The following is a 23,821-nucleotide window of genomic DNA, read 5'->3' as shown; positions in this document are numbered from 1 at the left end:
ACGGCAGAATCGTCCCGAAATGCGAAAATGCCGTTTGCATAATGCAACAAGTGCCGCAAATTGCGTCGTCTGTCCAGTTTTCTTCACGCTAGCCGCGCGCAAGCCCAAGGGACTGCAACGCCTGAGCGATCTCGTCCAGGATCGCCGGGTCGTCGATGGTGGCGGGCATCTTCCACGGCTGGCCGTCGGCGATCTTGACCATCGTGCCACGCAGGATCTTGCCGGAGCGCGTCTTGGGCAGGCGGTCCACCACCACGGCGCGCTTGAAATCGGCGACGGGGCCGATCTGGTCGCGCACCAGCTGCACGCATTCCTTCACCACCTCGTCATGCGGGCGGTTGCACCCCTTGTTCAGGCACAGGAAGCCCAGCGGCGACTGGCCCTTCAACTCGTCGGCGACCCCGATCACGGCACATTCGGCCACGTCCTTGTGGCTGGCCAGAACCTCCTCCATCGCGCCGGTGGACAGGCGGTGGCCGGCGACGTTGATGACGTCATCGGTGCGGGCCATGATGTAGAGATAGCCGTCGGCGTCCACATAGCCGGCATCGCCCGTCTCGTAGTAGCCGGGGAAGTGAGTCAGGTAGGATTTGCGGAAGCGGTCCTCGGCGTTCCAGAGGGTGGGGAGCGTCCCGGGGGGCAGCGGCAGCCTGATCGCGATGGCGCCAAGGGTGCCGGGGGAAACCGGGTGGCCGCCTTCGTCCAGCACCTGCACGTCGAAGCCGGGCATGGGCACGGACGGCGAGCCGATCTTGACCGGCAGGTGTTCGATGCCGAGGGGGTTCGCGGCGATGGCATAGCCGGTTTCGGTCTGCCACCAATGGTCGATCACCGGGACCTTCAGATGGGTCTGCGCCCAGTGGATCGTGTCGGGGTCGGCACGTTCGCCGGCAAGGAACAGGGCCTGGAGCGTGGGGAGCGGCGGGACCAGTTTGCCGTCCGGGTCGTCGCGCTTGATGGCGCGAAGGGCGGTGGGCGCGGTGAAGAAGCTGCGCACCTTGTGTTCGTTGATGACGCGCCAGAAGGTGGCGGCGTCGGGGGTGCCGACGGGTTTGCCTTCATAGACCACGGTGGTGCAGCCCGCGATCAGGGGGCCATAGCAGATGTAGCTGTGGCCGACGACCCAGCCGACGTCGGAGGCGGCCCAGAACACGTCGCCCGCGCCCACGTTGTAGATCGCGCGCATGGTCCAGTTCAGCGCGACCAGATGCCCCGCGGTGGGGCGGACAACGCCCTTGGGCGCGCCGGTGGTGCCCGAGGTGTAGAGGATGTAGGCCGGGTGGTTGCCCGGCACCGGGGTGCAGTCGGCGGGGGCGACGCCGTGCTGGAAGGCATGCCAGTCGAGATCACGGCCGGGGGTCAGTTTCGCCACTTCCTGCTCGCGCTGGAAGATCACGCAGAAGTCGGGCTTGTGGCTGGCCTGGTCGATGGCGGCGTCGAGAAGGGGTTTGTAGTGGACGGTGCGGTTGGGCTCGATCCCGCAGCTTGCCGCGATGATCGCCTTCGGGGTGCAGTCGTCGATGCGGACGGCCAGTTCGTGGGCCGCAAACCCGCCGAAGACGACGGAGTGGATCGCGCCAAGCCGGGCGCAGGCGAGCATCGCCTCCAGCGCCTCGGGGACCATCGGCATGTAGATGATGACGCGGTCGCCCTTCTGGATGCCTCTGGCCTTCAGCGCACCGGCGAGGCGGGAGACGCGGTCCTGCAACTCGGCATAGGTGATGACGTGCTTGGTGCCGGTGACCGGGCTGTCGTGGATGATGGCGGGCTGTTTGCCCCTGCCCGCGATCACGTGGCGGTCCACGGCGTTCCAGCAGGTGTTCACTTCCGCATCTGTGAACCATTCGTACAGGGGGGCACGGCTGTCATCCAGCGCGCGGGTGGGTGGTTTGATCCAGTCGATTCCACCGGCGGCGGCAAGCCAGAAGCCTTCCGGGTCCTGCCGCCACTGACCATAGACCTGTGCGTAGCTCATCGCGATCTCCCCCCGCTGATGCACTGAGGGGTTCGTATGCGATGGGATGCGGCCCTTGCAACGGTGTTACCGGTAGCAGGCTGCGACAGATTTGCAGAATTTGCGTCTTTTGCGGCGGTTGTTTTGCAAAGATGTCCAACCGCTAAGCGCTTTCTTTCCGAGCTAGGAGAGTTTGCAAATCCGAGAGAGGACTTTTGCCCGAGCGATTCGATTTTCAGCCGCTTTTGAATCTAGAGCCATACCAGTCGGCCAGAAGGCACATCTTTTTGAGTACGTTTACAAGGCTATCGTGACAGAAGGTCGAAGCGGGACGCATCTCGTCTGTAGATAGTGACACTACAACGCCCTTGCCCTTGGAAAACAATGATATGGTAGCACCGTAGGGGAGGCTTTGCTCCAACAAGGGAGAGATCATCAGATCAAGGTCTCGCACAATCAGGTCAATAAGACCCTGACTCTTGCGAACGGACGTCCAGCACCGGTGTCTGAGGCTGCAATGGTCTGGAAGGTGCCCGTGGCGGATCGGCTCGACCCAAGAATCCCCATCGTAATAGGCCGACCGCAGCTCAGGAAAGCTGAGAGGGACGCTGTTCTCTCGCGCCCATTCGCCTGCCTTAGTCAAGTACGCGGCCTTGAACTCCATTACCCCAGGGTCCGGCACCTTCACTCCAGTTGTTCGGTATTTGTGCAGCGCGCGCTCGATGATCGCTCTTCGCCACCTCAAGCGCGTTGGACTTGAAGATCGCAGGAGGTCGCGAAGCTTCTCTAGGGGGAGATGCGCGTCATAGGACTCCTTGTCACCCTTCCATGCCTCCGGTGCCACAACAATGCAGAACACATCGCTCCAGCCGCGACTTCTCAGTTGCGACGCATAGGTTTGATACCGTTGCGCCTGTCGTGCTGCCGGAGAAGCCGTGACCTTGTCTTCAATCAGAAAAGCGATGCGCCGATCATTGCTGTTACATTCGACCAGCAGGTCCCCGTAGCCACTTCCGCCTAGGCTTGGCTCTGCAACGACGTTCGTCACGGACCCAGCGTCGCATTCAAGTCCGCAAGCCAAGATGAACCGAGAAATGAAATGCGGATCGCAGGCAAACTCTTCGGCCAGAAGGTGATCGAGTTCCACTTCCTGAGAAGATTTTCGAGGCACATCGTCGTTCATGAGTCACCCGTAATGCGCCACGGGCGTCCCGGCGATGGCGGACATGTTCAGAAGGCCCCGCGCGGTGATCGCGGGCGTGACCACATGCGCCTTGTTGCCCATGCCCATCAGGATCGGCCCGACCTCCAGCCCCCCGGCCTTGACCTTCAGGATGTTGCGCACGCCCGAGGCGACTTCGCTGGACGCAAACACCAGCACGTTCGCCGCCCCTTCGTAGCGCGAGCCCGGCAGCAGGCGGTCGCGGATCGACTGGTCGAGTGCGGCGTCGAGGTTCATCTCGCCCTCATAGGCGAAGTCGGGCTCGCGCAGGTCCAGCAGCTCCAGCGCCTCGCGCATCCGGCGGGCGCTGGCATTGTCCATGTTGCCGAACTGCGACTGGGTGCACAGCGCGATCTTGGGCGTGATGCCGAAGCGGCGGACATGGCGGGCGGCGCCGATCACCGTTTCCATGATCTGGGCCGGGGTCGGCTCGGAATGGACATGGGTATCGGCGATGAACAGCGGGCCATCCTCGAGGATCATCAGCGACAGCGCCGCGACCGGGTGCAGCCCCCCACGCGCCAGGATCTGACGGACATAGCCGAGATGCCAGTTGTACTGCCCGAAGGTGCCGCAGATCATGCTGTCGGCTTCCTCGCGATGCACCATGATCGCGGCGATGGCGGTCGAGTTCGTCCGCATAACGGCCCGGGCGATGTCGGGCGTGACGCCGCGCCGGGCCATCAGTTCGTGATAGGTGCCCCAGTAATCGCGGTAGCGGTGGTCGTTCTCCGGGTTCACCAGATGGAAGTCGCGGCCCGGACGGATCGGCAGGCCGAAGCGTTCGCAGCGCGCCTCGACCACTTCGGGGCGGCCGATCAGGATCGGGACCTCGGTCGTCTCTTCCAGGATCGCATTGGCCGCGCGCAGGACGCGCTCGTCCTCGCCTTCGGCAAAGACGATGCGGCGCGAGGCTGTGCGGGCGGCCTCGAACACCGGGCGCATGAGGAGCGCGGACTTGAAGACCGAGCCGTCCAGCTTGCGCTTGTAGGCGTCGAGGTCGGCAATGGGCCGGGTGGCGACCCCGGTTTCCATCGCGGCCCGGGCCACGGCACTGGCGACGGTGCCGATCAGGCGGGGGTCGAAGGGCTTCGGGATCAGGTAGTCGGGGCCGAAGGCCATGGTCTCGCCCCGGTAGGCGGCGGCGGCCTCGGCGCTGGTGGTGGCGCGGGCAAGGGCCGCGATGCCTTCGATGCAGGCCAGTTTCATCGCATCGTTGATCGTGGTGGCGCCCACGTCCAGCGCCCCCCGGAAGATGAAGGGAAAGCAGAGGACGTTGTTGACCTGGTTCGGAAAGTCCGATCGCCCGGTGGCGATGATCGCGCCGGGGGCGACCTTGCGGGCCTCGTCGGGCAGGATTTCCGGCATCGGATTGGCCAGCGCGAAGATGATCGGGTTCGGAGCCATCTTCGCCACCATCTCGGGCGTCAGCACGCCGGGGCCGGAGAGGCCGAGGAACAGGTCCGCGCCCGCGATGACATCGGAAAGGGTGGCGGGGGTGTTCCCCTGGGCGAAGCCCGCCTTCTGCGGGGTCATCTGCGCCTCGCGGCCCTTGTAGACCAGCCCTTCAAGGTCGCAGAGCCAGATGTTCTCGCGCCGGACCCCCAGTTTCACCAGCATCTCGAGGCAGGCGATCCCCGCCGCCCCGCCGCCGGTGGAGACGACCTTGATATCCTGAAACCGCTTGCCCGAGACGATCATCGCGTTGGTGGCCGCCGCCCCCACGACGATCGCGGTGCCGTGCTGGTCGTCGTGGAAGACGGGGATGTTCATCCGTTCCCGGCACAGCTTTTCGACGATGAAGCAGTCGGGGGCCTTGATGTCCTCAAGGTTCACCGCGCCGAAACTGGGCTCCAGCGCGCAGACGATTTCGGCGAGTTTCACCGGGTCGGGCTCGTTCACCTCGATGTCGAAACAGTCGATGTTGGCGAATTTCTTGAACAGGACCGCCTTGCCCTCCATCACCGGCTTGGAGGCCAGTGCGCCGATGTTGCCCAGGCCGAGAACCGCAGTGCCGTTCGAGATCACGGCGACGAGATTGCCCTTGGAGGTGTAGCGGCTTGCCGTCGCGGGATCGGCCTTGATCTCGAGGCAGGCCTCGGCCACGCCGGGGGAATAGGCGCGGGCCAGGTCGCGGCCGTTGGCCAAGGGCTTCGTGGCGCGGATTTCCAGTTTTCCGGGCTTGGGAAATTCGTGGTAATCCAGTGCCGCCTGTCGCGCGTTGTCGTGCCGAGCCTCGTCCATCCGTTCCTCCCGCGAAGATGGTTCAGCGTTAAACCATCTTTCCCGCCCCGCCAATGCGGCTTTGCCTGAAGCCGTTTCCGGCCCGGCTTGCAAATCACCGGCGCGCCGGACACGATGCCGCCATAGCACGGGGACCACAATGACGGAAATACGCGCCGAAATCCGCCTGCCGACGCAGGAGCTGCGGGAGGATCTGCCTTTCTACACGAAAACGCTGGGGATGCGGCTGGACATGATCTTTCCTGCCGACAACCCGGAGGTGGCGGTCCTGTCGGGCCACGGGCTGCGGCTGCGCCTCCAGAAAGGCGCGCCCGAGGCGCCGGGGACGATCCGCATCCTGACCGACGATCCGGGTTTTGCCGGGGGCGCGAAGGAGCTGATGGCCCCGAACGGGACGCGGGTGGAGATCGACGAGTTGAACCCGCCGGTCGTCACGCCCGCGACCGAACATGCCTTCGTGGTGCGGCGGCTGGCCGATCAGGCGCCATGGGTCATCGGGCGGGCGGGGATGGAGTATCGCGACCTGATCCCCAGCCGACTGGGCGGGGCAATGATCGCCAGCCACATCCGCGTGCCCGACGGGCCGGTGCCGGACATGGTGCATTTCCACAAGGTCGGTTTCCAGCTGATCTTCTGCGTCGCGGGCTGGGTGGATGTTCTGTATGAAGATCAAGGGGATGTGCGGCGCATCCATGCCGGCGACTGCTTCATCCAGCCGCCGGGCATCCGCCACAGGGTCGTGCATTCCGAAGGGGTGCAGGTGGTGGAGATCGGGGTGCCCGCCGAGCACATCACCGAGATCGACCACGAGATGACCCTGCCCACCCCGCACTACCGCCCCGACCGCGAATGGGAGGGGCAGCGGTTCGTGCATGACATCGGCGCGAAAGGGGTGTTCCGGCCCTTCCGCATCCCCGGCTTCGAGGCGCGGGATACGGGGATCAACGCGGCGACGAAGGGTGTGGCCTCGGTCATGGTGGCCCGGCCGGTGGGTGAGGCGCCCTGGACGGTGCATGAGGGCGACATCCTGTTCACCTTCGTGATGCGGGGCGGGATGACCCTGGAAGGCGAGGGGAAGGACCCGTTCCGCCTGTCACCGGGGGATGCCTTCGTGATCCCGCCCGGCATGGCCACGCGCTACGGCGATCCGACGCCGGACCTGGAGCTGCTGGAAGTGACCTTGCCTGGCAATCCCGCGACCAGGCTTCTCTGAGCGGCTTGCGGAACGCGCGCCTTCGGCCCACACTCTGACCAAATGGTCAAACAGGGGGTGGCGATGACGCTGCTTGAGGCTGCAACGGCGGTGCGGGACCGGGCCTATGCGCCCTATTCGCGGTTCAAGGTGGGGGCTGCGCTGCGGTCCACGACCGGGGCGGTGCATGTCGGCTGCAACGTCGAGAACGTGGCCTACCCGGAAGGCACCTGCGCCGAGGCGGGTGCGATCGCGGCGATGATCGCGGCGGGCGACACGCGGATCGCCGAGGTCTGCGTGATCGCCGACAGCCCCGAACCGGTGCCCCCCTGCGGCGGCTGCCGTCAGAAGATCGCCGAGTTTGCGGGCCAGGACGTCAGGGTCACGCTTTGCACCACGGACGGCAAGCAGAAGGTGATGACGGTGGCAGAACTGCTCCCGGGGGTGTTCAGCGCCGCGCATATGGAGCGCACATGACCGACGCGCGCGGGGTGATTGCGAAGATCCGGGACGGGAGACAGCCATCCACCGACGATCTGCGCTGGTTCGCGGCGGGGCTGGCCTCGGGCGAGGTCACGGATGCGCAGGCGGGGGCCTTCGCGATGGCGGTGCTGCTGAAGGGTCTGTCCGAGGAAGGCCGGGTCGCGCTGACACGGGGGATGCGCGACAGCGGGAAGGTGCTGGACTGGGACCTGCCGGGTCCGGTGGTGGACAAGCATTCCACGGGGGGGATCGGCGATTGCACCTCGCTGCTTCTGGCGCCTGCGCTGGCGGTCTGCGGGGCCTATGTGCCGATGATCTCGGGTCGGGGCCTTGGCCATACCGGGGGGACGCTGGACAAGCTGGAGGCGATCCCGGGGTTCCGCACCGGACTGACAGAGGCGGCGCTGCGCAAGCAGATGGCCGAGGTGCATTGCGCCATCGTGGCGGCCAGCGCCGACCTCGCCCCGGCGGACCGGCGGCTTTATGCGATCCGCGATGTCTCGGCGACGGTGGAGAGCATCGACCTCATCACCGCCTCGATCCTGTCGAAGAAGCTGGCGGCGGGGCTCGAGGCGCTGGTGCTGGATGTGAAATGCGGCTCGGGCGCCTTCATGAAGACGACGGAACAGGCCGAAGCGCTGGCGCGGTCGCTGGTCAGGACGGCGCAGGGGGCGGGGTGCATGACCAGCGCCCTCATCACCGACATGTCGCAACCCCTGGCCACGGCCGCGGGCAATGCGCTGGAGGTGATCGAGGTGATGGAGACGCTCACCGGGACCTCGGTCAATGTGGCGTTGTGGGACGTGACGGTGGCGCTGGGCGGCGAGCTGCTGGCGCTGGCGGGGCTTGCCAGCGACGCGGCGGATGGCGAGGGGCGCATCGCCGAGGCGCTGGAATCGGGCGCCGCGGCCGAGTGTTTCGGGCGCATGGTCGTGGCGCAGGGGGGGCCTGCGGATTTCGTGGAACGCTGGCCGGACCGGCTGCCCTCGGCCCCGGTGATGATGGAAGTCCCGGCCCTTGAGGACGGGTTCGTCACGGCGATCGACGGCGAGGCGCTGGGGCTGGCGGTGGTGCATCTGGGCGGCGGGCGGTTGCGCGAGGGCGACCGGGTCAACCCCTCGGTCGGGTTGTCGGACCTCGCGGGGATCGGCGAGGAAACCGGGGCAGGCGTGCCGCTGGCCATGGTCCATGCGGTGACCGAAGAGGCGGCAAAGGCGGCGGTCAAGGCGGTGCAGGCGGCCTATGTGGTCGGGCCCACCCCGCCCGAGGAGCCGGACCTGGTGCAGAAGAGGATCGGCTGAGATGGCGCGTGCGTTCCTGATCGTGATGGACTCGGTAGGCTGCGGCGGCGCGCCGGATGCGTCGTCCTTTGGCGACGAGGGGGCGAACACGCTGGGTCACATCGCGGCGGCTTGTGCCGAGGGCCGGGCCGAGGTGGGGCGCACCGGTCCGCTGAAGCTGCCGAACCTTGACCGGCTGGGCCTCGGGGCGGCAATCCGGCTGGCCTCGGGGGCCGCGACGCCGGGGCTGGACGCGCGGCCCGAGGGGCTGTGGGGCGCGGCAGAAGAGGTGTCGCGCGGCAAGGATACGCCGTCCGGGCACTGGGAACTGGCGGGCGTTCCGGTCCCCTGGGACTGGACCTATTTCCCCGACACGGTGCCGGCCTTCCCGCCTGACATCGTGGCCGAAGTCTGCCGGCTGGCGGGGACCGAAGGGATCCTCGGCAACTGCCATGCCTCGGGCGTGCCGATCATCGCGGAGCATTGCGAGGAACATCTGCGGACCGGCTGGCCGATCTGCTACACCAGCGCGGACAGCGTGTTTCAGATCGCCGCGCATGAAGAGGCCTTCGGGCTGGATCGGCTGTTGAAGCTCTGCGCCTATCTGGCGCCGATGCTGCACGCGCGGAAGGTCGGGCGGGTCATCGCGCGGCCTTTCATCGGGACCTGCGGCGATTTCCGGCGGACCTCGAACCGCAGGGACTTTGCCATCGAACCGCCCGCGCCGACGCTGCTGGACTGGGTGGCGGGCGCGGGGCGGGCGACGCATGCGATCGGCAAGATCGGCGACATCTTCTCGATGCGGGGGATCGGCAAGCTGTGGAAGGGCAAGTCCGATGCTGACCTTTTCGAACATCTGGTCCGGCTTGGGGCCGAGGCGGAAGACGGCAGCTTGACCTTTGCGAACTTCGTGGAGTTCGACACGCTGTATGGTCATCCGCGCGACGTCGCCGGGTATGCCCGGGCTCTGGAGTGGTTCGATGCGGGCCTTCCCCGGTTCTTCGCCCGGCTGCGACCGGGGGATCTTGCGATCTTCACGGCGGATCATGGCAATGACCCGACCTGGCGCGGGACGGAGCATACCCGCGAACGCGTGCCGGTGGCAGGCTGGGGCGCCGGTCTGCGCGAGGTGGGCCTGTGCGGATTCGTGGATGTGGGGGCGAGCGTCGCGGCGCATCTGGGGGTGGGCGCGCAAGGTCCGGGGCGGAGTTTCCTGTGACCGCTGTCGGACCGGGGGCCAGCCCCCGGACCCCCGGGATATTTGTGGACAGATGAAATCAGGGAGCGTTTCGTGGACGGATTGCCGAAGGTCGAACTGCATCTGCATCTGGAAGGCGCGGCGCCGCCGGCCTTCATCGCGGGGCTGGCGAGAGAGAAGCATCTGGACATATCGGGTGTCTTCGACGAACGCGGGAATTACCGCTACAGGGACTTCCGGGATTTCCTGAAGGTCTATGAGGCGGCGACCTCGGCCTTGCAGTCTCCGCGCGATTACCAGCGGCTGGTGCTGGCGGTCCTGGAGGAATCGGCGAAGTCGGGGGTCGTCTATTCCGAGACCTTCCTGTCGCCCGATTTCTGCGGAGGGCGCGATCCGGGGGCCTGGCGCGAATACCTGCATGCGATGCGGGAGGCGGCAGATCAGGCTGAGCGGGACCATGGGATCACCCTGCGGGGTATCATCACCTGCATCCGGCATTTCGGGTCTGAAAAGGCGCGGGAGACGGCGATCTGTGCGGCCGAGACGGCCGGGGACTGGATCGTCGGGTTCGGGATCGCGGGGGACGAGAAGATCGGCGCGCCCAGGGATTTCCGCTGGGCCTTCGATTGCGCGCGAGAGGCGGGGCTGCGGCTTACGGCCCATGCCGGGGAATGGGGCGGGCCGGATAGCGTGCGGGACGCGGTGCGCGATCTGGCGGTGGAGCGGATCGGACATGGGGTGCGGGCGATCGAGGACCTTGCGCTGGTCGACGAGCTGGCCGAAAGGGGGATCGTGCTGGAGGTCTGTCCGGGGTCGAATGTGACGCTGGGCATCTATCCGGGCTTCAAGGCGCATCCGATCAACGAACTGGACCGGCGGGGGGTGAAGGTGACGGTCAGCACCGACGATCCGCCCTTCTTCCACACCACGATGGTGCGGGAATACGAGGAACTGCACCGGGCTTTCGACTGGGACGAGGCGCAATTCCGGCGCATCGCGCGGCAGTCGCTTGACGCGGCATTCTGCGATGCCGATACCAGGGCAAGGATCGGAAAGCTGCTGGAGGCCTGAGGAATGCTGGATCACCTGACCGTCGTGTCGCACCCCCTGGTCCAGCACAAGCTGACCCTGATGCGCGAGAAGGACACCTCGACCGCCAGCTTCCGCAAGCTCTTGCGCGAGATCAGCCTTCTGCTGGCCTATGAGGTCACGCGGGAGCTGCCGATGACGACGAAGCGGATCGAAACCCCGCTGGATGAGATGGACGCGCCCGCCATCGAGGGCAAGAAGCTGGCGCTGGTGTCGATCCTGCGGGCGGGGAACGGGCTTCTGGATGGCATCCTGGAACTGATCCCGGCGGCGCGGGTGGGCTTCATCGGGCTTTACCGCGACCCCGAGACGCTGCAACCCGTGCAATACTACTGCAAGCTGCCCGATCACATGGAGGACCGGATTGCGATCGTCGTCGATCCGATGCTGGCCACGGGCAATTCCTCGGCGGCGGCGGTGTCGCTGCTGAAACAGGCCGGGGCAAGGCAGATCCGCTTCCTGTGCCTGCTGGCGGCCCCCGAAGGCATCGCGCGGATGAAAGAGGCGCATCCCGACGTGCCGATCGTCACGGCGGCGGTGGACAGCCATCTGAACGACCACGGCTACATCGTGCCGGGCCTTGGCGATGCCGGGGACCGGATGTTCGGGACCAAGTGATGCGGGGCGCGCTGGTCGCGGCTCTGGTCCTTGGCCAGGCCGGGCCGGGCCTTGCGCGGGACATCCTGCGTCCGGCGGAACTGCCTCCGGCCGACTATGCCGGCCAGCAATACGTCGATTCCCGGGGCTGCATGTTTGTCCGCGCCGGAAGCGCAGGCGAAGTCGTCTGGGTGCCGCGGGTGTCGCGCGGAGGCACGCCGGTCTGCGACAATCCGCCCTCGGGCCGGCGGGTGCCGGTGGCCGAAGAGATCGGTGCAAAGCCCTATGCCCCCGGAGATGCTGCGCCGGTCGCCGCGCCAGCACCTTCGGCAGCCGTGGGCGGGTATTTCGTGGTCGTCGGCAGCTATGACCTTGCCGAGTCGTCGGACAAGGCCGAAGAAAGGCTGCGCGCGCTGGGCTACCCGGTGGTGCGCGGTCGGCTGCAGGGCGGCGCCACGCTGGTCACGGTGTTTGCCGGTCCCTTTGCCGATGCGACAGCGGCGACTGCGGCGCAGACTGCCCTGCGGGGCAACGGTTTTCCCGATGCCGCCGTGATGGGGCCTTGAGGCCGACGGGGCCGTCCGGTCAGTTTCCGCAGATGCCCTGCAGCGCGATCCAGGAGTCGTCCGGGATCAGGGGCGAGGGGGCAAGGCCCTTGTAGGGATCGTTCGCAAGCAGGCCCGAGGTGGTGGTCCCCTGCGGGTCGATGGCCAGCGCATAGGGGGTTGCCGGGATCTGCGCGGCCTCGAAGGCGGCCAGCACATGGGCGTCGGGCAGGGCAAGGGGCGGGCTGCGCAACAGCGCCTCGCCATAGCCGGCGATGGCCTCGTCGGGCAGGTCCGCAGTGGTCAGAAGCTGGAGCGTCGCCCGCAACCCGGCATATTGCAACATCGGGATGATCGGGTCCTCGGCCCGGGCGCGCAGCCGTTCGACCAGCGCCGCGCCGGCCACGGCTTCGGGACCGTTCGCCTGTTCGATCATCCGGCGCGGCAGGACGATCACGTCGCCCGGCAAGTGCAGCGGCTGTTCGACACCTTCGGGCATGACGTAAAGGATCGGCGTGTCGAGCGGTCCGAACACCCGCTCGGACAGGCGGGCAAGGGCTTGCAGGCCAAGCCGGTTCTGGCAGTTCGCGCCGGTCACCCGGGCCAGATCGTCCAGCGCGCGCTGGCCCAGATCGGCGCGCTGCGCGGGTGGGACGACCGAGGCGGTGTGGCGCACCAGCGCCCCCGGCAGCCAGATCACCGCGACCGCAAGCACCGCCAGCGTCGCCCCGCCCAGAAGCACGCCGCGCAAACGGCCTGGGCGGGAGGCAGCCGCCTGCACGGCATGGCGCACCGCCCCGAGGGCGGCGATCATGTCGGGGTCGGTCAGTTCCAGGCTTTCGCTGGCATCCGTGCCCGGCGCAAAGACCGGCGGCTCTTCGCCCTTGTTGATCCGTTCGATGGCCGGAAGCGACCAGTGGCTGATGGCGGTGCCGCTTTTCGGATCGGACAGGACCAGCGTCGCATCGCCGAACCGGACCAGGACCTCGCGCCGCTGATCCTGCGGCGTCTCGCGCCACAGGCCGCCGCATTCCAGCCTCTGATACTTCTTCAACGCCGTCATTGGCCGGAGGGTCTCTGCCTGTTTGTGCCCAAGTCTATCCGGCCCGTCGGGCGTCGACAATGACCCCCGGGCCGAAGACGGCAGCGAAGGCGCATCCGCGACCGGGAACTGCCGCGTTGCGTCGCGTTCGGGCAGGCGATGGCGCGTCAAGCCCGGCATTGAGGGCGAGGAACAACCCGGACCGGCAGATGAGCGCACCGCAGAACCGAACTCTGGCCGCCTTTGGCGCGGTGCTGATCTACGCTTTCGTCATCGCCTTCACCGACAATTATGTGCGGGTGATCGCGCGGGACGGGGGGCTTTGGCAGTTCCATGCCACGCGGACGGCGATGGCCTTTGCGATCCTGGCGCTGGTGGCGCTGCCGCTGGGCCTGCACCTGCGGCCAAAGCGGCCCGGGGCGGTGCTGGCGCGTTCCGCAATCCACGGCGCGGCGATGGTGATCTATTTCGGCGCGCTGGCCTTTCTGCCGGTGGCGCAGGTCGCGGCCGGCCTGTTCACCGCGCCGATCTTCGTGCTGCTCATCCAAAGGTTTCTCTACGCCCAGTCGATCAGCGGCCTGCAGATCGTGGCGGTCTTTATCGGCTTTGCCGGGGTCGTGATGGTGCTTGGACCCGAGGCGATGGCGGGGGCCTCACTGGCTGCCCTGCTGCCGGTGATCGCGGGGGCGCTGTACGCGATGGGCAACATCGCCACCCGGCGCTGGTGCGAGGGCGAAAGCGCCGAGACGGTGGTGGCCGGGTTCTTCGGGATGCTCGGCGTCATCGGGCTGGTCGGGATGGCCGTGCTGTGGGTCTTTCCGCTGCCGGTGCCGGACGGGCCCGGGGGCTTTCTTCAGCGCGGGCCGGTCTGGCCCACGGGCGAATTCCTGTGGTGGACCTTCGTGCAGGCGGCAGGCTCGCTTCTGGGGGTGGGGATGATCGTGAGGGCCTACCAGATCGCCGAAGCCTCACGCGTGTCGGTCTTCGAATACGTCATCCTGCCCGCCTCGGCCGCCTGGGGTCTGATCCTCTGGGGCGAAAGGTTGACCTGGATCGCCATCGCGGGGATGGGGCTGATCTTCGTGGCCGGAGCGCTGATCGCCCGCCCGGTGCGCGAGCCGACGCCGGATCAGTCGCCCACCGCCTCGCGCCAGTGACGGCGGCAGAGGCTGACGTAGGTCTCGTTCCCGCCGATGACCACCTGGTCGCCGTCCGTCAGGGCGCGACCGTCCGGGCCGCGGCGGATGACCATGGTGGCCTTCTTGCCGCAGTGGCAGATGGTGCGGACCTCGCGCATCTCGTCGGCCCAGGCCAGAAGGGCTGCCGAGCCAGGAAAGAGGTTGCCCTGGAAATCCACCCGCAGGCCGTAGCACATGACGGGCACGCCCAGATCGTCCACGGCCCGGGCCAGCTGCCAGACCTGCGACTTGGACAGAAACTGCGCTTCGTCGATGAAGACGCAGGCAACGGGGCCCTTTGAAAAGCGCGACTTCAGCTTTTCGAACATGTCTTCGTCCGGGCCGAAGGTGTCGGCATCCTCGCCGATGCCGATGCGGCTGGCGATCCGGCCCTGACCGGCCCGGTTGTCGAACTGCGCTGTGACAAGATAGGTCTGCATCCCGCCTTCGCGATAGTTGTGCGAGGCTTGCAGAAGCGAGGTCGATTTCCCCGCGTTCATCGTCGAATAGTGGAAATAGAGTTTGGCCATGGCGGTAAAGCCCTAGCCGATCACCGGGCCGCGCTGCAAGACGGCAGGCGCGACCCGGTTTACCGACGGGAACCACTTACGGGGCAGAAGAACAGGCCCGGAACAACACACAACGCCACAGGCACACACACAATTGCGGATCAGATCCGCCTACTGGCAAACACGGGCCCGCCGCATTTCATCGGCACCGCCGACAGCCTGAAACAGGCTGATGCGGCGGGCCCCACCCCTGCCGGCTCTGGGGATGCCGGCCACTCGCTACACATTCCGGCATGGCCGGAACATCTTTATAAATGACAAAGGGTTCCCAGCCGATTAATGGGAAAAAATCGTGGGGTTTCCCCGGACTTAACTCCGGGTAAGACGAGTGGAGAACGTGCATGGCGGTCGAATCCTACCTCAAGAAGCACACCGAGGCGCTGGTGAAGGATGTCGGCATCGAGGCTGCCTGCGAGATCACCGGCAAGTCCAAGGCGACCCTCGGGCGCTATTACTCGGACAACGGTGAGCACGACGACCGTTTCATGCCGGTGGATGTGGTGGCCCGGCTGGAAAGTGCCAGCCGTTTCCCGCATGTGACGGCGGCGCTGGCCGACCTGCGCGGCATCACCCTGTCCTACGACAACGAACGGCGCAATTCCTCCAGTGCGGGGGTCAACCACGATGTCGTGGCCCTGGCGCAGCGGTTCGGGATCCTGATGGCCGAATACAACCAGGCCATCGGCGACGGGAAGATTTCCGTCAACGAGGCCAAACGCCTGCTGCGCGAGACGCTGGCGATCCAGCAGGTGCTGCTGGAGATGAAGCTGAACCTGGAAGAGGAGGCGGGCTGAAGGATCGGCCCGCCCGCCGGGTCTAGCGCGCGTCGCGGCGCGGGGCGAAACTGCCGCCCTGCGGTTTTGCGGCACGCTGGCCGCCGGGTTTGCCCTGGCCCTGCGGGCGCCCCTGGCCGCCCGCCCCCGACCTCTGGCCCTGCGGCTTGGCGGTCAGCTTCTGGCTCTGCCGTCCGCCATTGCCGGGACGCTGGCCCCGGTTCTGGCCGGGCTTAGGGGCGGCAGCGACGATGTCAGCCGCCCAGGGCGCGCCGCCAACCACGGGCAACGGCGCCTTCAAGAGCTTTTCGATCGCCTGCAACTCGCCCATTTCGGCCGGGGCGCAGAAGCTGATCGACGAGCCATTGGCCCCCGCCCGCGCGGTGCGACCGATACGGTGGACATAGTTTTCCGGCACGTTCGGCATGTCGAAGTTGTAGACGTGGCGCACGGTCGGGATGTCGATCCCCCGTGCGGCGACGTCGGTGGCGACCAGCACGTCCAGCTCTCCGTTCCGGAACTCGGTCAGGGTGCGGTCGCGCTGGTTCTGGCTCTTGTTGCCGTGGATCGAGCCGACCTTGAAGCCCCAGCTGGCCAAGAGCTTCATCAGCTTTTCCGACCCGTGCTTGGTGCGGCCGAAGACCAGCGCCTGCTCTCCGGGGTGCTTCTTCAGATACTCTTCCAGAAGCTTCGCCTTGTCGCCGTTCGGGATATAGTGGACGCCCTGGCTGATCCGTTCGACCGGCTTGCCGGGGGGGGCCACCTGCACCTTGATCGGATCGCGCAGATAGGTGTCGGCAATCTCGGAGATGTCCTTGGGCATGGTGGCGCTGAACAGCAGCGTCTGGCGCTTCAGCGGAATGTGCTTGGCGATCTTCCGCAAGCTGTGGATGAAGCCCATGTCCAGCATGTGGTCGGCTTCGTCCAGGACGAGGTAGCCGCATTTCTCCAGGCTTACGTCGCCGCGTTCCAGAAGGTCGATCAGACGACCCGGAGTGGCGACCAGCACGTCGGTGCCGCGCGACAGGGCCTGGGCCTGCTTGAACAGCGACGCGCCGCCGACGACCATGGTCACCTTGACGGCGGTGCCCTTGGTGAAGACTTCGAAATTGTCCTTGATCTGGGCGATCAGCTCGCGTGTCGGGGCCAGGATCAGCGCGCGGACATGTTTCGGCCCCGGCGGGTGGCCGATGTCCAGAAGGCGGTGCAGCAGCGGCAGCCCGAAGGCCGCGGTCTTGCCGGTGCCGGTCTGGGCCAGGCCCATCAGGTCGCGGCCCTGCATGATGTGGGGAATGGCCTGCGCCTGGATCGGCGTGGGCGTCTTCAGCGTGGTCTTTTCCAGCGCTTTCAGGATTTTCGGCGAAAGGCCGAGGTCGGCAAAAGTGGTCATGGGAATCCCAATCGTTCAGAGGGCCTGCGACCCTCGCCCCGGACCATTGCCCGTGACCGTGCCGCAAGCGGCGCCCCTGCGTGACTGTGGGAACCAGACTGCCCGGACCTTTCGGTGCTCACGCGGCACGGGTATCGGACTGGGCGCAGATGAAGGGTTTCCCGGCACAAGTCAAGACAAACCGTCCGGTACGCAGGGGGCTGGACCTTCATTTCGTCGCGGCGTATCACTTGCCGCGTCAAAGATGCCGTCCCCGCCTGCCTTTCCAGTGCGATCGGCCTGCCGCAAGGCCAATCAGAAAACATATTCCTATCAACAGCTTACACTGGATGCCGACGATCATGCCGAAGTTCCATCGAATTGCCGCCCTTTGCGTGACGGTCGCTGCGACGGCGTGGATTGCCACCGGAGAGTTTTCCTCGGTGGGCAGCGCGCAGGAGGTTGCGGGTCAGGAATCCCCTACGTCCGCTGCTGCCCCGGGGGCGAAGGCGCCTCTGGTGCGGACCGTCTCGGCGGTCACGCCGACCTTCGTGAACCATGCCCGCGCCATTCGGCTGTCGGGGATCACCCAGGCCGACAAGCGGGTCGATCTGGCCGCCCGTGCGGATGGCGTGATCGCCACCCTGGCGATGGAGAAGGGCGGTACGGTCGAGGCCGGGGCCATCGTGATGGAGCTTGAGGGCCCCGAGGCCGTGGCGCAGGAAAAGATCGCCAACATCGCGCTGGCGCAGAAGGAACGCGATCTGGAGGTGGCGCAGCGGCTGTTCGATGCCGGCAGCACGACCGAAAGCGCGCTGACCAATGCCCGGTCGGCCCGCGACGCGGCGGCGGCGGAACTTGCCCGCGCCCAGGCGGCGGCGGATCGTCTGCGCCTGAAGGTGCCGTTCACCGGCATCGTCGACAGCCTGTCGGTAGAGCTTGGCGAATGGGTCCAGACCGGCACGCCGGTGGCGACGATCCTGTCGCTGGACCCGATCCTGGTGAAGGCCGAAGTCAGCGAGGTCGATCTGTCCGCGATCAATGTCGGCTCGACCGCCAAGGTGCAGCTGGTCAACGGAACCGAGATGGACGGGACCGTGCGGCTGGTGGCGCGCGAGGCCTCGGCCCAGACTCGGACCTTCCCGGTCGAGATCGCCCTGCCAAATCCGCAGCTGACCCTGCCCTCGGGAATGACGGCGCAGGTTCTGCTTTTTGCCGCCCCCGTGCGTGCCGTCGTGGTGCCGCGGTCGATCATCACCTTGTCCGACAAGGGCGAGATCGGTGTGCGGGTGGTCAACGCGGAAAATGTCGCGCAGTTCGCCGCCGTCCAGATCATCGACGATACGCCCGATGGCCTGGTGGTCACCGGCGTGCCGGAGGGTGTGCGCATCATCACCGCCGGACAGGATCTTGTCCGCGACGGTGACACGGTCGAGGTTGCGCCCGGGGTCGGCCAATGAAACTTGTCGAAACCGCCATTGCCAATGCCCGGCTGACGATCTCGGTCCTCTTGTTCCTGATGCTGGCCGGGACGATGGCCTATGTCTCGATCCCGAAAGAGGCCGAGCCGGATATCCAGATCCCGATCCTCTATGTCAGCATGCATTATGACGGCATCTCGCCCGAGGACAGCGAGCGGCTGCTTCTGCGCCCGATGGAAACGGCGCTGAAGTCGATCACCGGCATCAAGAAGATGACGTCCACCGCCTATCAGAACGGCGGCAACGTGCTGATCGAGTTTCAGGCCGGGGCCGACCTGAAGAAGGCGCTGGACGATGTGCGCAACAAGGTCGACATGGCCAAGCCCGAACTGCCTTCGGGGGCAGACGAGCCGACGGTGAACGAGGTCAACCTGTCGGAATTCCCGATCCTGGTCATCACCCTGTCGGGCGACGTGCCGGAACGCGCGCTGGCCAAGGCGGGGCGTGAGCTGCGCGACCGGATCGAGGAATTGCCCCCGGTCCTGAACGCGGAGCTGCAAGGCGTGCGCGATGATCTGGTCGAGGTGGTGATCGACCCCGGCAAGCTGGCCACCTATGGCCTGCGCCCCGACATCCTGATCGCAGGCTTTGCGGCCGGAAACCAGCTTGTCGCCGCGGGCGCGCTGCAAGGCGCCGAGGGGCGCTATGCGATCAAGGTGCCGTCGCTTCTGGAAACCATCGAGGATGTGGCGAACCTGCCCGTCGTCTCGACCGGCACGGCCACGGTGCGGGTCCGCGACATCGCCCAGATCCTGCCGACCCTGAAAGAGCCAGAGACGATTACCCGTCTGAACGGCGCGCCTGCCATCGCCATCGAGGTGTCAAAGCGCACCGGCGCGAACCTGATCGAGACGGTGGACGAGGTGAAGAAGGTCACGGAAGAATTCCGCAAGCTGCTGCCCGAAGGCACCGAAGTCACCTTCAGCCAGGACAAGTCCAAGGACATCCGGCAGCTCTTGTTCGACCTGCAGAACTCGGTCCTGTCGGCGGTGATCCTGGTCTTCATCGTCATCCTGTACGCGCTGTCGGTCCGCGCCTCGCTTTTGATCGGCCTGGCGATCCCGGCCTCGTTCCTGATGGGGATGCTGGCGCTGTCGCTCTGGGGCTATACGGTCAACATCGTGGTGCTGTTCAGCCTGATCCTTGCGGTGGGGATGCTGGTCGACGATGCGATCATCGTCACCGAATACGCCGAGCGCCGGATGTCCGAAGGGATGGAGAAGCGCGAGGCCTTTGCCATGGCCTCGCACAAGATGACCGGCCCGGTTGTCGCCGCGACGATGACGCGGGTCGCGGCCTTCTCTCCGCTTCTCTTCTGGCCGGGGATCGTCGGCGAGTTCATGAAATACCTGCCGATCACGCTGATCGTCACGCTGTCGGCCTCGATGCTGTATGCGCTGATCTTCGTGCCGACGCTGGGCGCGATCATTGCCAAGCCCTTCAAGCACCCGCCCGAACACAGGGACGGGGCCTATATGTGGGTGGTGGGCAAGGCCGTGCGGCATCCGGTCATCGTGCTGTTGCTGGCCATCGGCCTGCTGGTCTCGGTCCCCTTCGCCTATGCCAAGTACGGCAAGGGCGTCATCTTCTTCCCCGACGTGGAACCGGAGTTCGGGCTTCTCTACGTCAAGGCGCGCGGCAACCTGTCGATCGCGGAAAAGGACGCGCTGGTGGCCCAGGCCGAAGCGCGCATCCTGGGCTGGCCGGGGGTCGAGACGGTCTATACCCGCACCGGCGCGGCGGGCGGGATGGGGCAAGAGGTCGATGCCGACGTGATCGGGGTGATCCAGTACGAATTCGTCGACTGGCGGATGCGCAAGAATGCGAATGCGATCCTTGCCGACCTGCGGCAGGCGATGGTGGGCATCCCCGGCGTTGACATCCAGGTCTCGGTCCCTGAGGCCGGGCCGCCGACCGGCAAGGCGATCCAGATCCAGCTGTCGGCCGATGATCCGACCCACCTGAACGAGGTCGCCGCCCAGGTGGCCGAGCGTCTGGCGCAGGTGCCCGATGTCATCGACATCTCGAACGGCCTGCCGCCGCCGGGAGTGGACTGGGAGCTTCAGGTCGACCGCGCCGCCGCCTCGCGCTATGGAATCGCGCCCTCGACGGTGGGGGCCATGGTGCAGCTGGTGACCGGCGGGCTGAAACTGTCGGACTACCGCCCGGCGGGGGCCGACGACGCGGTTGACATCGTCCTGCGCCTGCCGGTGGAACAGCGCACCATCTCGGCGCTGGACCAGCTGCGCATCCAGACGGCGGACGGCTCGGTGCCGATCTCGAACTTCGTCACCCGCAAGGCCGCGCCCACCACCGGCACGCTGACGCGGCTTGACGGGGCGCGCACCGTGACGGTGCAGGCCGGCATCCGCGAAGGCGTGCAGCCCGACGCGATCTATGCCCAGGTCACCGCCGCGCTGGAGGCGGCCAACCTTGACCAGTACGGCATCCGCTGGAAACTGGCCGGCGAGGATGCCGAACAGGCCGAGGCCGGGGCCTTCCTGTCCAAGGCCTTTGCCGCGGCGATCTTCCTGATCTTCATCGTGCTGCTGGCGCAGTTCAACAACTTCACCTCGGTCTGGCTGGTGCTGTCGGCGGTCGTCATGTCGACGATCGGTGTGCTTCTGGGCCTGATGATCATGGGCCAGCCCTTCACCATGGTGATGACCGGCATCGGGATCATCGCCTTGGCCGGGGTTGTCGTGAACAACAACATCGTGCTGATCGACACCTACGACACCCTGCGCCGCGAGGGGCGGCCCAAGATCGAGGCGATCCTCCAGACCTGCCGCGAACGCGCGCGCCCGGTGGTCCTGACCGCGATGACCGCGATCCTGGGGGTGCTGCCCATCGCCTTCGGCCTGAACCTCGAGCTTCTGAGCCATGAGGTCACCATCGGCGCGCCCTCGACCCAATGGTGGATCGCCTTGTCCTCGGCCATCGTCTACGGCCTCGCCTTCTCGACCGTCCTGACGCTTGTCATCATCCCGTCGTTGCTGATGCTGGTGACGCGGGCCGACAATCCGAAGCCCTGGTTCTGGCAGCGTCAGAAGCGGCGGGAATGGTATGCCCGCTTTCAGCCCGAACAGGCGCGCGGGCGGGGCAGGGCGGCGCCGGCAGAGTAACCGTTGGCTGCGCTACAGCGCACCTTCCCCGCCACGCCGAGTCGCACCCCGTGGTCAACGCCACGGCCCATGTCCGTGCGCAGGCCGGGATGCCAGACACTTTCCAGACGGAAATCGGACAGCGCCGCATCGCCGAATGCGGGACATTGCCCGGGCGTTTCCAAGGGCTTGCGGCGCATTGGTCGGTCGCTCACCCGGCTGTTGCGCAGCTGCGCTTCACGTTTGCCCGACCCCGTCACCGGGTCGGCCTGCCGTGTGGTTCCGACGCCCGGAAAATGAAAAGGGGCGGTCAGAACCGCCCCGCTTTCAGTCTCTCTTTGGTGGAGCCAGGGAGGATCGAACTCCCGACCTCTTGAATGCCATTCAAGCGCTCTCCCATCTGAGCTATGACCCCACCGGAGAGAAGCATCGCTCCGTTACCGTTGCGATGCGCGCTATCTAGGACAGGTCACCGGGGGCTGCAAGGGGGAAAATCGCCCGCGCCCCCAAGACAGTTGTCCTCAGACTTCCTCTTCGTCGCCCGGCACATCGGCCAGGTCGTCAAGCGAGACGTTGTCGTCGGCATCGTCTTCCAGAAGATCGTCGTCCAGCTCGGCGTCATCGGCGACGGCGCCGTCCAGCAGGACGTCTTCGGTTTCCAGATCCTCGACCAGAACGTCGTCGTCCTTCTCGGGCACCGCGCGGGAAATGACCGAGGCGGCCATCTTGCGACGGACGGATTCGATGTCCACGATCTCGCCCGTGTAGGGGCTGACGATCGGGTTCTTGTTCAGGTCGTAGAAGCGTTTGCCGGTCGTCGGGCAGATGCGCTTCGTGCCCCATTCTGCTTTGGGCATGGTCGTCCCTTCGGGTGGTGGGTAACGCGAAAATGGTCGCTTGCCACAAGGCTGCGCGACTGTCAAAGCCTTTTCATGTGCCTGCGGAACTGGCTATGGTCCGCGTAGGTTTCAAGGGGTTCTGCATGGCCGTCCTGCCCGGCTCTCCACCCGTCGAGGTGCATCTGAAACGGTCGGCCCGCGCGCGGCGGTTCTCGCTGCGGGTGTCGCGGCTGGACGGCAAGGTGACACTGTCGATGCCGCTTCGCGCCCGCGACGGCGATGCGCTGGCCTTCCTGCGCGGCCATGAGGGGTGGCTCCGCGAGACGTTGCAGGCGATGCCGGACTCCCGGGTGCGGCCGGTCGGTCTTGGGTCGGTGATCCCGGTCGAGGGACGTGATCTGGTGCTGACCGCCGGATCGGGACGCGGGGTCCGGGTCGAGGGCGACCGCCTGCTGGTCCCGGGCGATCCGGCAAGGGCGGGGGTGCGGGTGGCTGCCTGGCTGAAGGTTCTGGCCCGCGACCGGCTTGCGGCGGCCTCGACCCGTTATGCCGGGCTGGTCGGGCGGAGCTACTCCTCGCTGGCGCTGCGGGACACGCGGTCGCGCTGGGGGTCGTGCTCGCCGGAGGGGCGGCTGATGTATTCCTGGCGGCTGGTCATGGCGCCGCCTGCGGTGCTGGACTACGTCGCCGCGCATGAAGTCGCGCATCTGGTTGAGCTGAACCATTCGCCGGCCTATTGGGCGGTGGTGGACCGGATCCATCCGGGCTGGAAGGTGCAGCGGGCCTGGCTGCACCAGCACGGCCAGACCCTGCACCGGCTGCGCTTTCAGGATTGACCGTTCGGCCCGGGGGGTGTTCCCCTTCGGCCCATGCTCACACCCCGCCCCACCGACCCCAACGCCGCCGCCCATGAACGGCTGTACCGGACGCTGCGCCAGCAGGTCATGCATGGCGAGCTGGACCCCGGCCAGTCGCTGACCCTGCGGGGATTGGGCAAGCAGTTCGGCGTCTCGATGACCCCCGCGCGCGAGGCTGTGCGGCGGCTGGTGGCCGAGGGGGCGCTGACCCTGTCTTCTTCGGGGCGGATCTCCACACCGGAGCTGACCCCGGAACGGATCGAGGAGCTGGCGGCGATCCGGGCTTTGCTGGAGCCGGAGATGGCGGCGCGGGCGCTGCCGAGGGCCCATTTCGCGCTGATCGAGAGGCTGACCGCGATCAATCTGATGAACGGCGAGGCGGCGGTGCGGGGGGATGCGGTCACCTATGTCCGCACCAACCTGGAGTTCCACCGGACGCTCTACCTGCGCGCCCAGACCCCGGCGATGCTGGCGATGTGCGAGACGGTCTGGTTGCAGCTGGGGCCGACGATGCGGGCGGTCTATGCAAGGGTCAAGCGGCGGGAGCCGCCGACCCATCATCGGGTGATCCTGGCCGCGCTGAAGGCGGGGGACGAGCCGGGGCTGCGGCTGGCCGTGCGGACCGACGTGACCCAGGGGCTGCGCCATCTGACGGGGTAGCGCCGCGCGCGGCGCGGGTTTTGGGGTCAGGGAAATCAAGGGGTTGTCTGTGGGCGTTAGGGATTGGTTAACTCAAGTTCCAAGTGCAACGGTTGTTGGTGTTTTTTCGAGTTCCTCGGCGAGGGCCTGTGCTGGTGTTTTCCAG

Annotated in this window: 20 protein-coding genes and 1 tRNA gene; 13 read left to right on the top strand and 8 right to left on the bottom strand. The window is 66.7% G+C overall.

What is annotated here, in order from left to right; genetic code table 11:
• Positions 1-88 precede the first annotated feature (88 nt).
• The 3 genes from D5084_RS11125 to D5084_RS11115 all read right to left on the bottom strand — a co-directional run bounded on the left by D5084_RS11125 (position 89) and on the right by D5084_RS11115 (position 5,420).
• Positions 89-1,975: a propionyl-CoA synthetase gene (locus D5084_RS11125; protein ID WP_128515564.1), complete on the bottom strand. Its 1,887-nt coding sequence runs from the start codon at positions 1,973-1,975 to the stop codon at positions 89-91.
• A 214-nt stretch (positions 1,976-2,189) separates the two neighbouring features.
• A complete protein-coding gene (locus D5084_RS11120) occupies positions 2,190-3,137 on the bottom strand; it encodes a hypothetical protein (RefSeq protein WP_128515563.1) in 948 nt (315 codons plus the stop codon).
• Positions 3,138-3,140: 3 nt separating this feature from the next.
• Positions 3,141-5,420: an NADP-dependent malic enzyme gene (locus D5084_RS11115; RefSeq protein ID WP_128515562.1), complete on the bottom strand. Its 2,280-nt coding sequence runs from the start codon at positions 5,418-5,420 to the stop codon at positions 3,141-3,143.
• A 139-nt stretch (positions 5,421-5,559) separates the two neighbouring features.
• Between D5084_RS11115 and D5084_RS11110 the strand changes: the two genes are divergently transcribed.
• From D5084_RS11110 to D5084_RS11080, 7 genes are all read left to right on the top strand, one after another.
• The gene (locus D5084_RS11110) at positions 5,560-6,633 is read left to right on the top strand and encodes a cupin domain-containing protein (RefSeq protein WP_128515561.1); all 1,074 of its coding nucleotides are present in this window, start codon (positions 5,560-5,562) and stop codon (positions 6,631-6,633) included.
• Positions 6,634-6,675: 42 nt separating this feature from the next.
• Positions 6,676-7,089 (top strand): cytidine deaminase, encoded by a 414-nt coding sequence (locus D5084_RS11105; protein ID WP_274378893.1) that lies wholly within the window; start codon positions 6,676-6,678, stop codon positions 7,087-7,089.
• Complete coding sequence (locus D5084_RS11100) at positions 7,086-8,396, top strand: thymidine phosphorylase (RefSeq protein WP_128515559.1); 1,311 nt, start codon at positions 7,086-7,088, stop codon at positions 8,394-8,396. Before D5084_RS11105 ends, D5084_RS11100 begins: the two co-directional genes overlap by 4 nt.
• 1 nt (position 8,397) lies before the next feature.
• Entirely contained in the window at positions 8,398-9,594 is a 1,197-nt protein-coding gene (locus D5084_RS11095) for a phosphopentomutase (RefSeq protein ID WP_128515558.1), read from the top strand.
• 72 nt (positions 9,595-9,666) lie between these two features.
• Positions 9,667-10,644, top strand: coding sequence for an adenosine deaminase (locus D5084_RS11090; RefSeq protein WP_128515557.1), 978 nt, complete (start codon positions 9,667-9,669; stop codon positions 10,642-10,644).
• 3 nt (positions 10,645-10,647) lie between these two features.
• Positions 10,648-11,280, top strand: coding sequence for a uracil phosphoribosyltransferase (gene upp, locus D5084_RS11085; protein ID WP_128515556.1), 633 nt, complete (start codon positions 10,648-10,650; stop codon positions 11,278-11,280).
• Positions 11,280-11,825, top strand: coding sequence for an SPOR domain-containing protein (locus D5084_RS11080; protein WP_128515555.1), 546 nt, complete (start codon positions 11,280-11,282; stop codon positions 11,823-11,825). The genes upp and D5084_RS11080 overlap by 1 nt, the downstream gene beginning before the upstream one ends.
• A gap of 19 nt (positions 11,826-11,844) precedes the next feature.
• On the opposite strand, the gene D5084_RS11075 is transcribed toward D5084_RS11080, so the two are convergent.
• Positions 11,845-12,867 (bottom strand): hypothetical protein, encoded by a 1,023-nt coding sequence (locus D5084_RS11075; protein ID WP_128515554.1) that lies wholly within the window; start codon positions 12,865-12,867, stop codon positions 11,845-11,847.
• Positions 12,868-13,055: 188 nt separating this feature from the next.
• Here D5084_RS11075 and D5084_RS11070 point away from each other — a divergent pair, with 188 nt between their 5' ends.
• A complete protein-coding gene (locus D5084_RS11070; protein ID WP_128515553.1) occupies positions 13,056-14,003 on the top strand; it encodes a DMT family transporter in 948 nt (315 codons plus the stop codon).
• Here the strand turns inward: D5084_RS11070 and D5084_RS11065 are convergent.
• Positions 13,976-14,554: a thymidine kinase gene (locus D5084_RS11065; RefSeq protein WP_128515552.1), complete on the bottom strand. Its 579-nt coding sequence runs from the start codon at positions 14,552-14,554 to the stop codon at positions 13,976-13,978. The genes D5084_RS11070 and D5084_RS11065 overlap by 28 nt on opposite strands.
• Positions 14,555-14,934: 380 nt before the next feature.
• Between D5084_RS11065 and D5084_RS11060 the strand changes: the two genes are divergently transcribed.
• Complete coding sequence (locus tag D5084_RS11060; protein WP_128515551.1) at positions 14,935-15,387, top strand: hypothetical protein; 453 nt, start codon at positions 14,935-14,937, stop codon at positions 15,385-15,387.
• Positions 15,388-15,409: 22 nt separating this feature from the next.
• Here D5084_RS11060 and D5084_RS11055 read toward each other — a convergent pair whose 3' ends face one another.
• Entirely contained in the window at positions 15,410-16,756 is a 1,347-nt protein-coding gene (locus D5084_RS11055) for a DEAD/DEAH box helicase (protein WP_128515550.1), read from the bottom strand.
• Between the two features lie 329 nt (positions 16,757-17,085).
• Between D5084_RS11055 and D5084_RS11050 the strand changes: the two genes are divergently transcribed.
• Both D5084_RS11050 and D5084_RS11045 read left to right on the top strand, forming a co-directional pair.
• Positions 17,086-18,195, top strand: coding sequence for an efflux RND transporter periplasmic adaptor subunit (locus tag D5084_RS11050; protein ID WP_162302423.1), 1,110 nt, complete (start codon positions 17,086-17,088; stop codon positions 18,193-18,195).
• Positions 18,192-21,341, top strand: a complete 3,150-nt coding sequence (locus D5084_RS11045; RefSeq protein ID WP_128515548.1) for an efflux RND transporter permease subunit — start codon at positions 18,192-18,194, stop codon at positions 21,339-21,341. The genes D5084_RS11050 and D5084_RS11045 overlap by 4 nt, the downstream gene beginning before the upstream one ends.
• A 318-nt stretch (positions 21,342-21,659) precedes the next feature.
• Here D5084_RS11045 and D5084_RS11040 read toward each other — a convergent pair.
• Positions 21,660-21,735: transfer RNA gene (locus D5084_RS11040), tRNA-Ala, on the bottom strand.
• 106 nt (positions 21,736-21,841) lie between these two features.
• Positions 21,842-22,177 (bottom strand): TIGR02300 family protein, encoded by a 336-nt coding sequence (locus D5084_RS11035; RefSeq protein WP_128515547.1) that lies wholly within the window; start codon positions 22,175-22,177, stop codon positions 21,842-21,844.
• Between the two features lie 125 nt (positions 22,178-22,302).
• On the opposite strand from D5084_RS11035, the gene D5084_RS11030 reads away from it, so the two are divergent.
• Together D5084_RS11030 and D5084_RS11025 are read left to right on the top strand one after the other, a co-directional pair.
• A complete protein-coding gene (locus D5084_RS11030; RefSeq protein WP_128515546.1) occupies positions 22,303-22,995 on the top strand; it encodes a M48 family metallopeptidase in 693 nt (230 codons plus the stop codon).
• A gap of 33 nt (positions 22,996-23,028) precedes the next feature.
• On the top strand, positions 23,029-23,676 hold the full coding sequence (locus D5084_RS11025) for a GntR family transcriptional regulator (protein WP_128515545.1): 648 nt from the start codon (positions 23,029-23,031) through the stop codon (positions 23,674-23,676).
• The last annotated feature ends 145 nt before the right edge of the window (positions 23,677-23,821 follow it).

It is taken from the genome of Tabrizicola thermarum, assembly GCF_003574395.1.
Taxonomy (GTDB): Bacteria; Pseudomonadota; Alphaproteobacteria; order Rhodobacterales; family Rhodobacteraceae; genus Tabrizicola; species Tabrizicola thermarum.
Note: the sequence above shows the minus strand (reverse complement) of the source record. Positions and strands in the feature narration are given on the sequence as shown.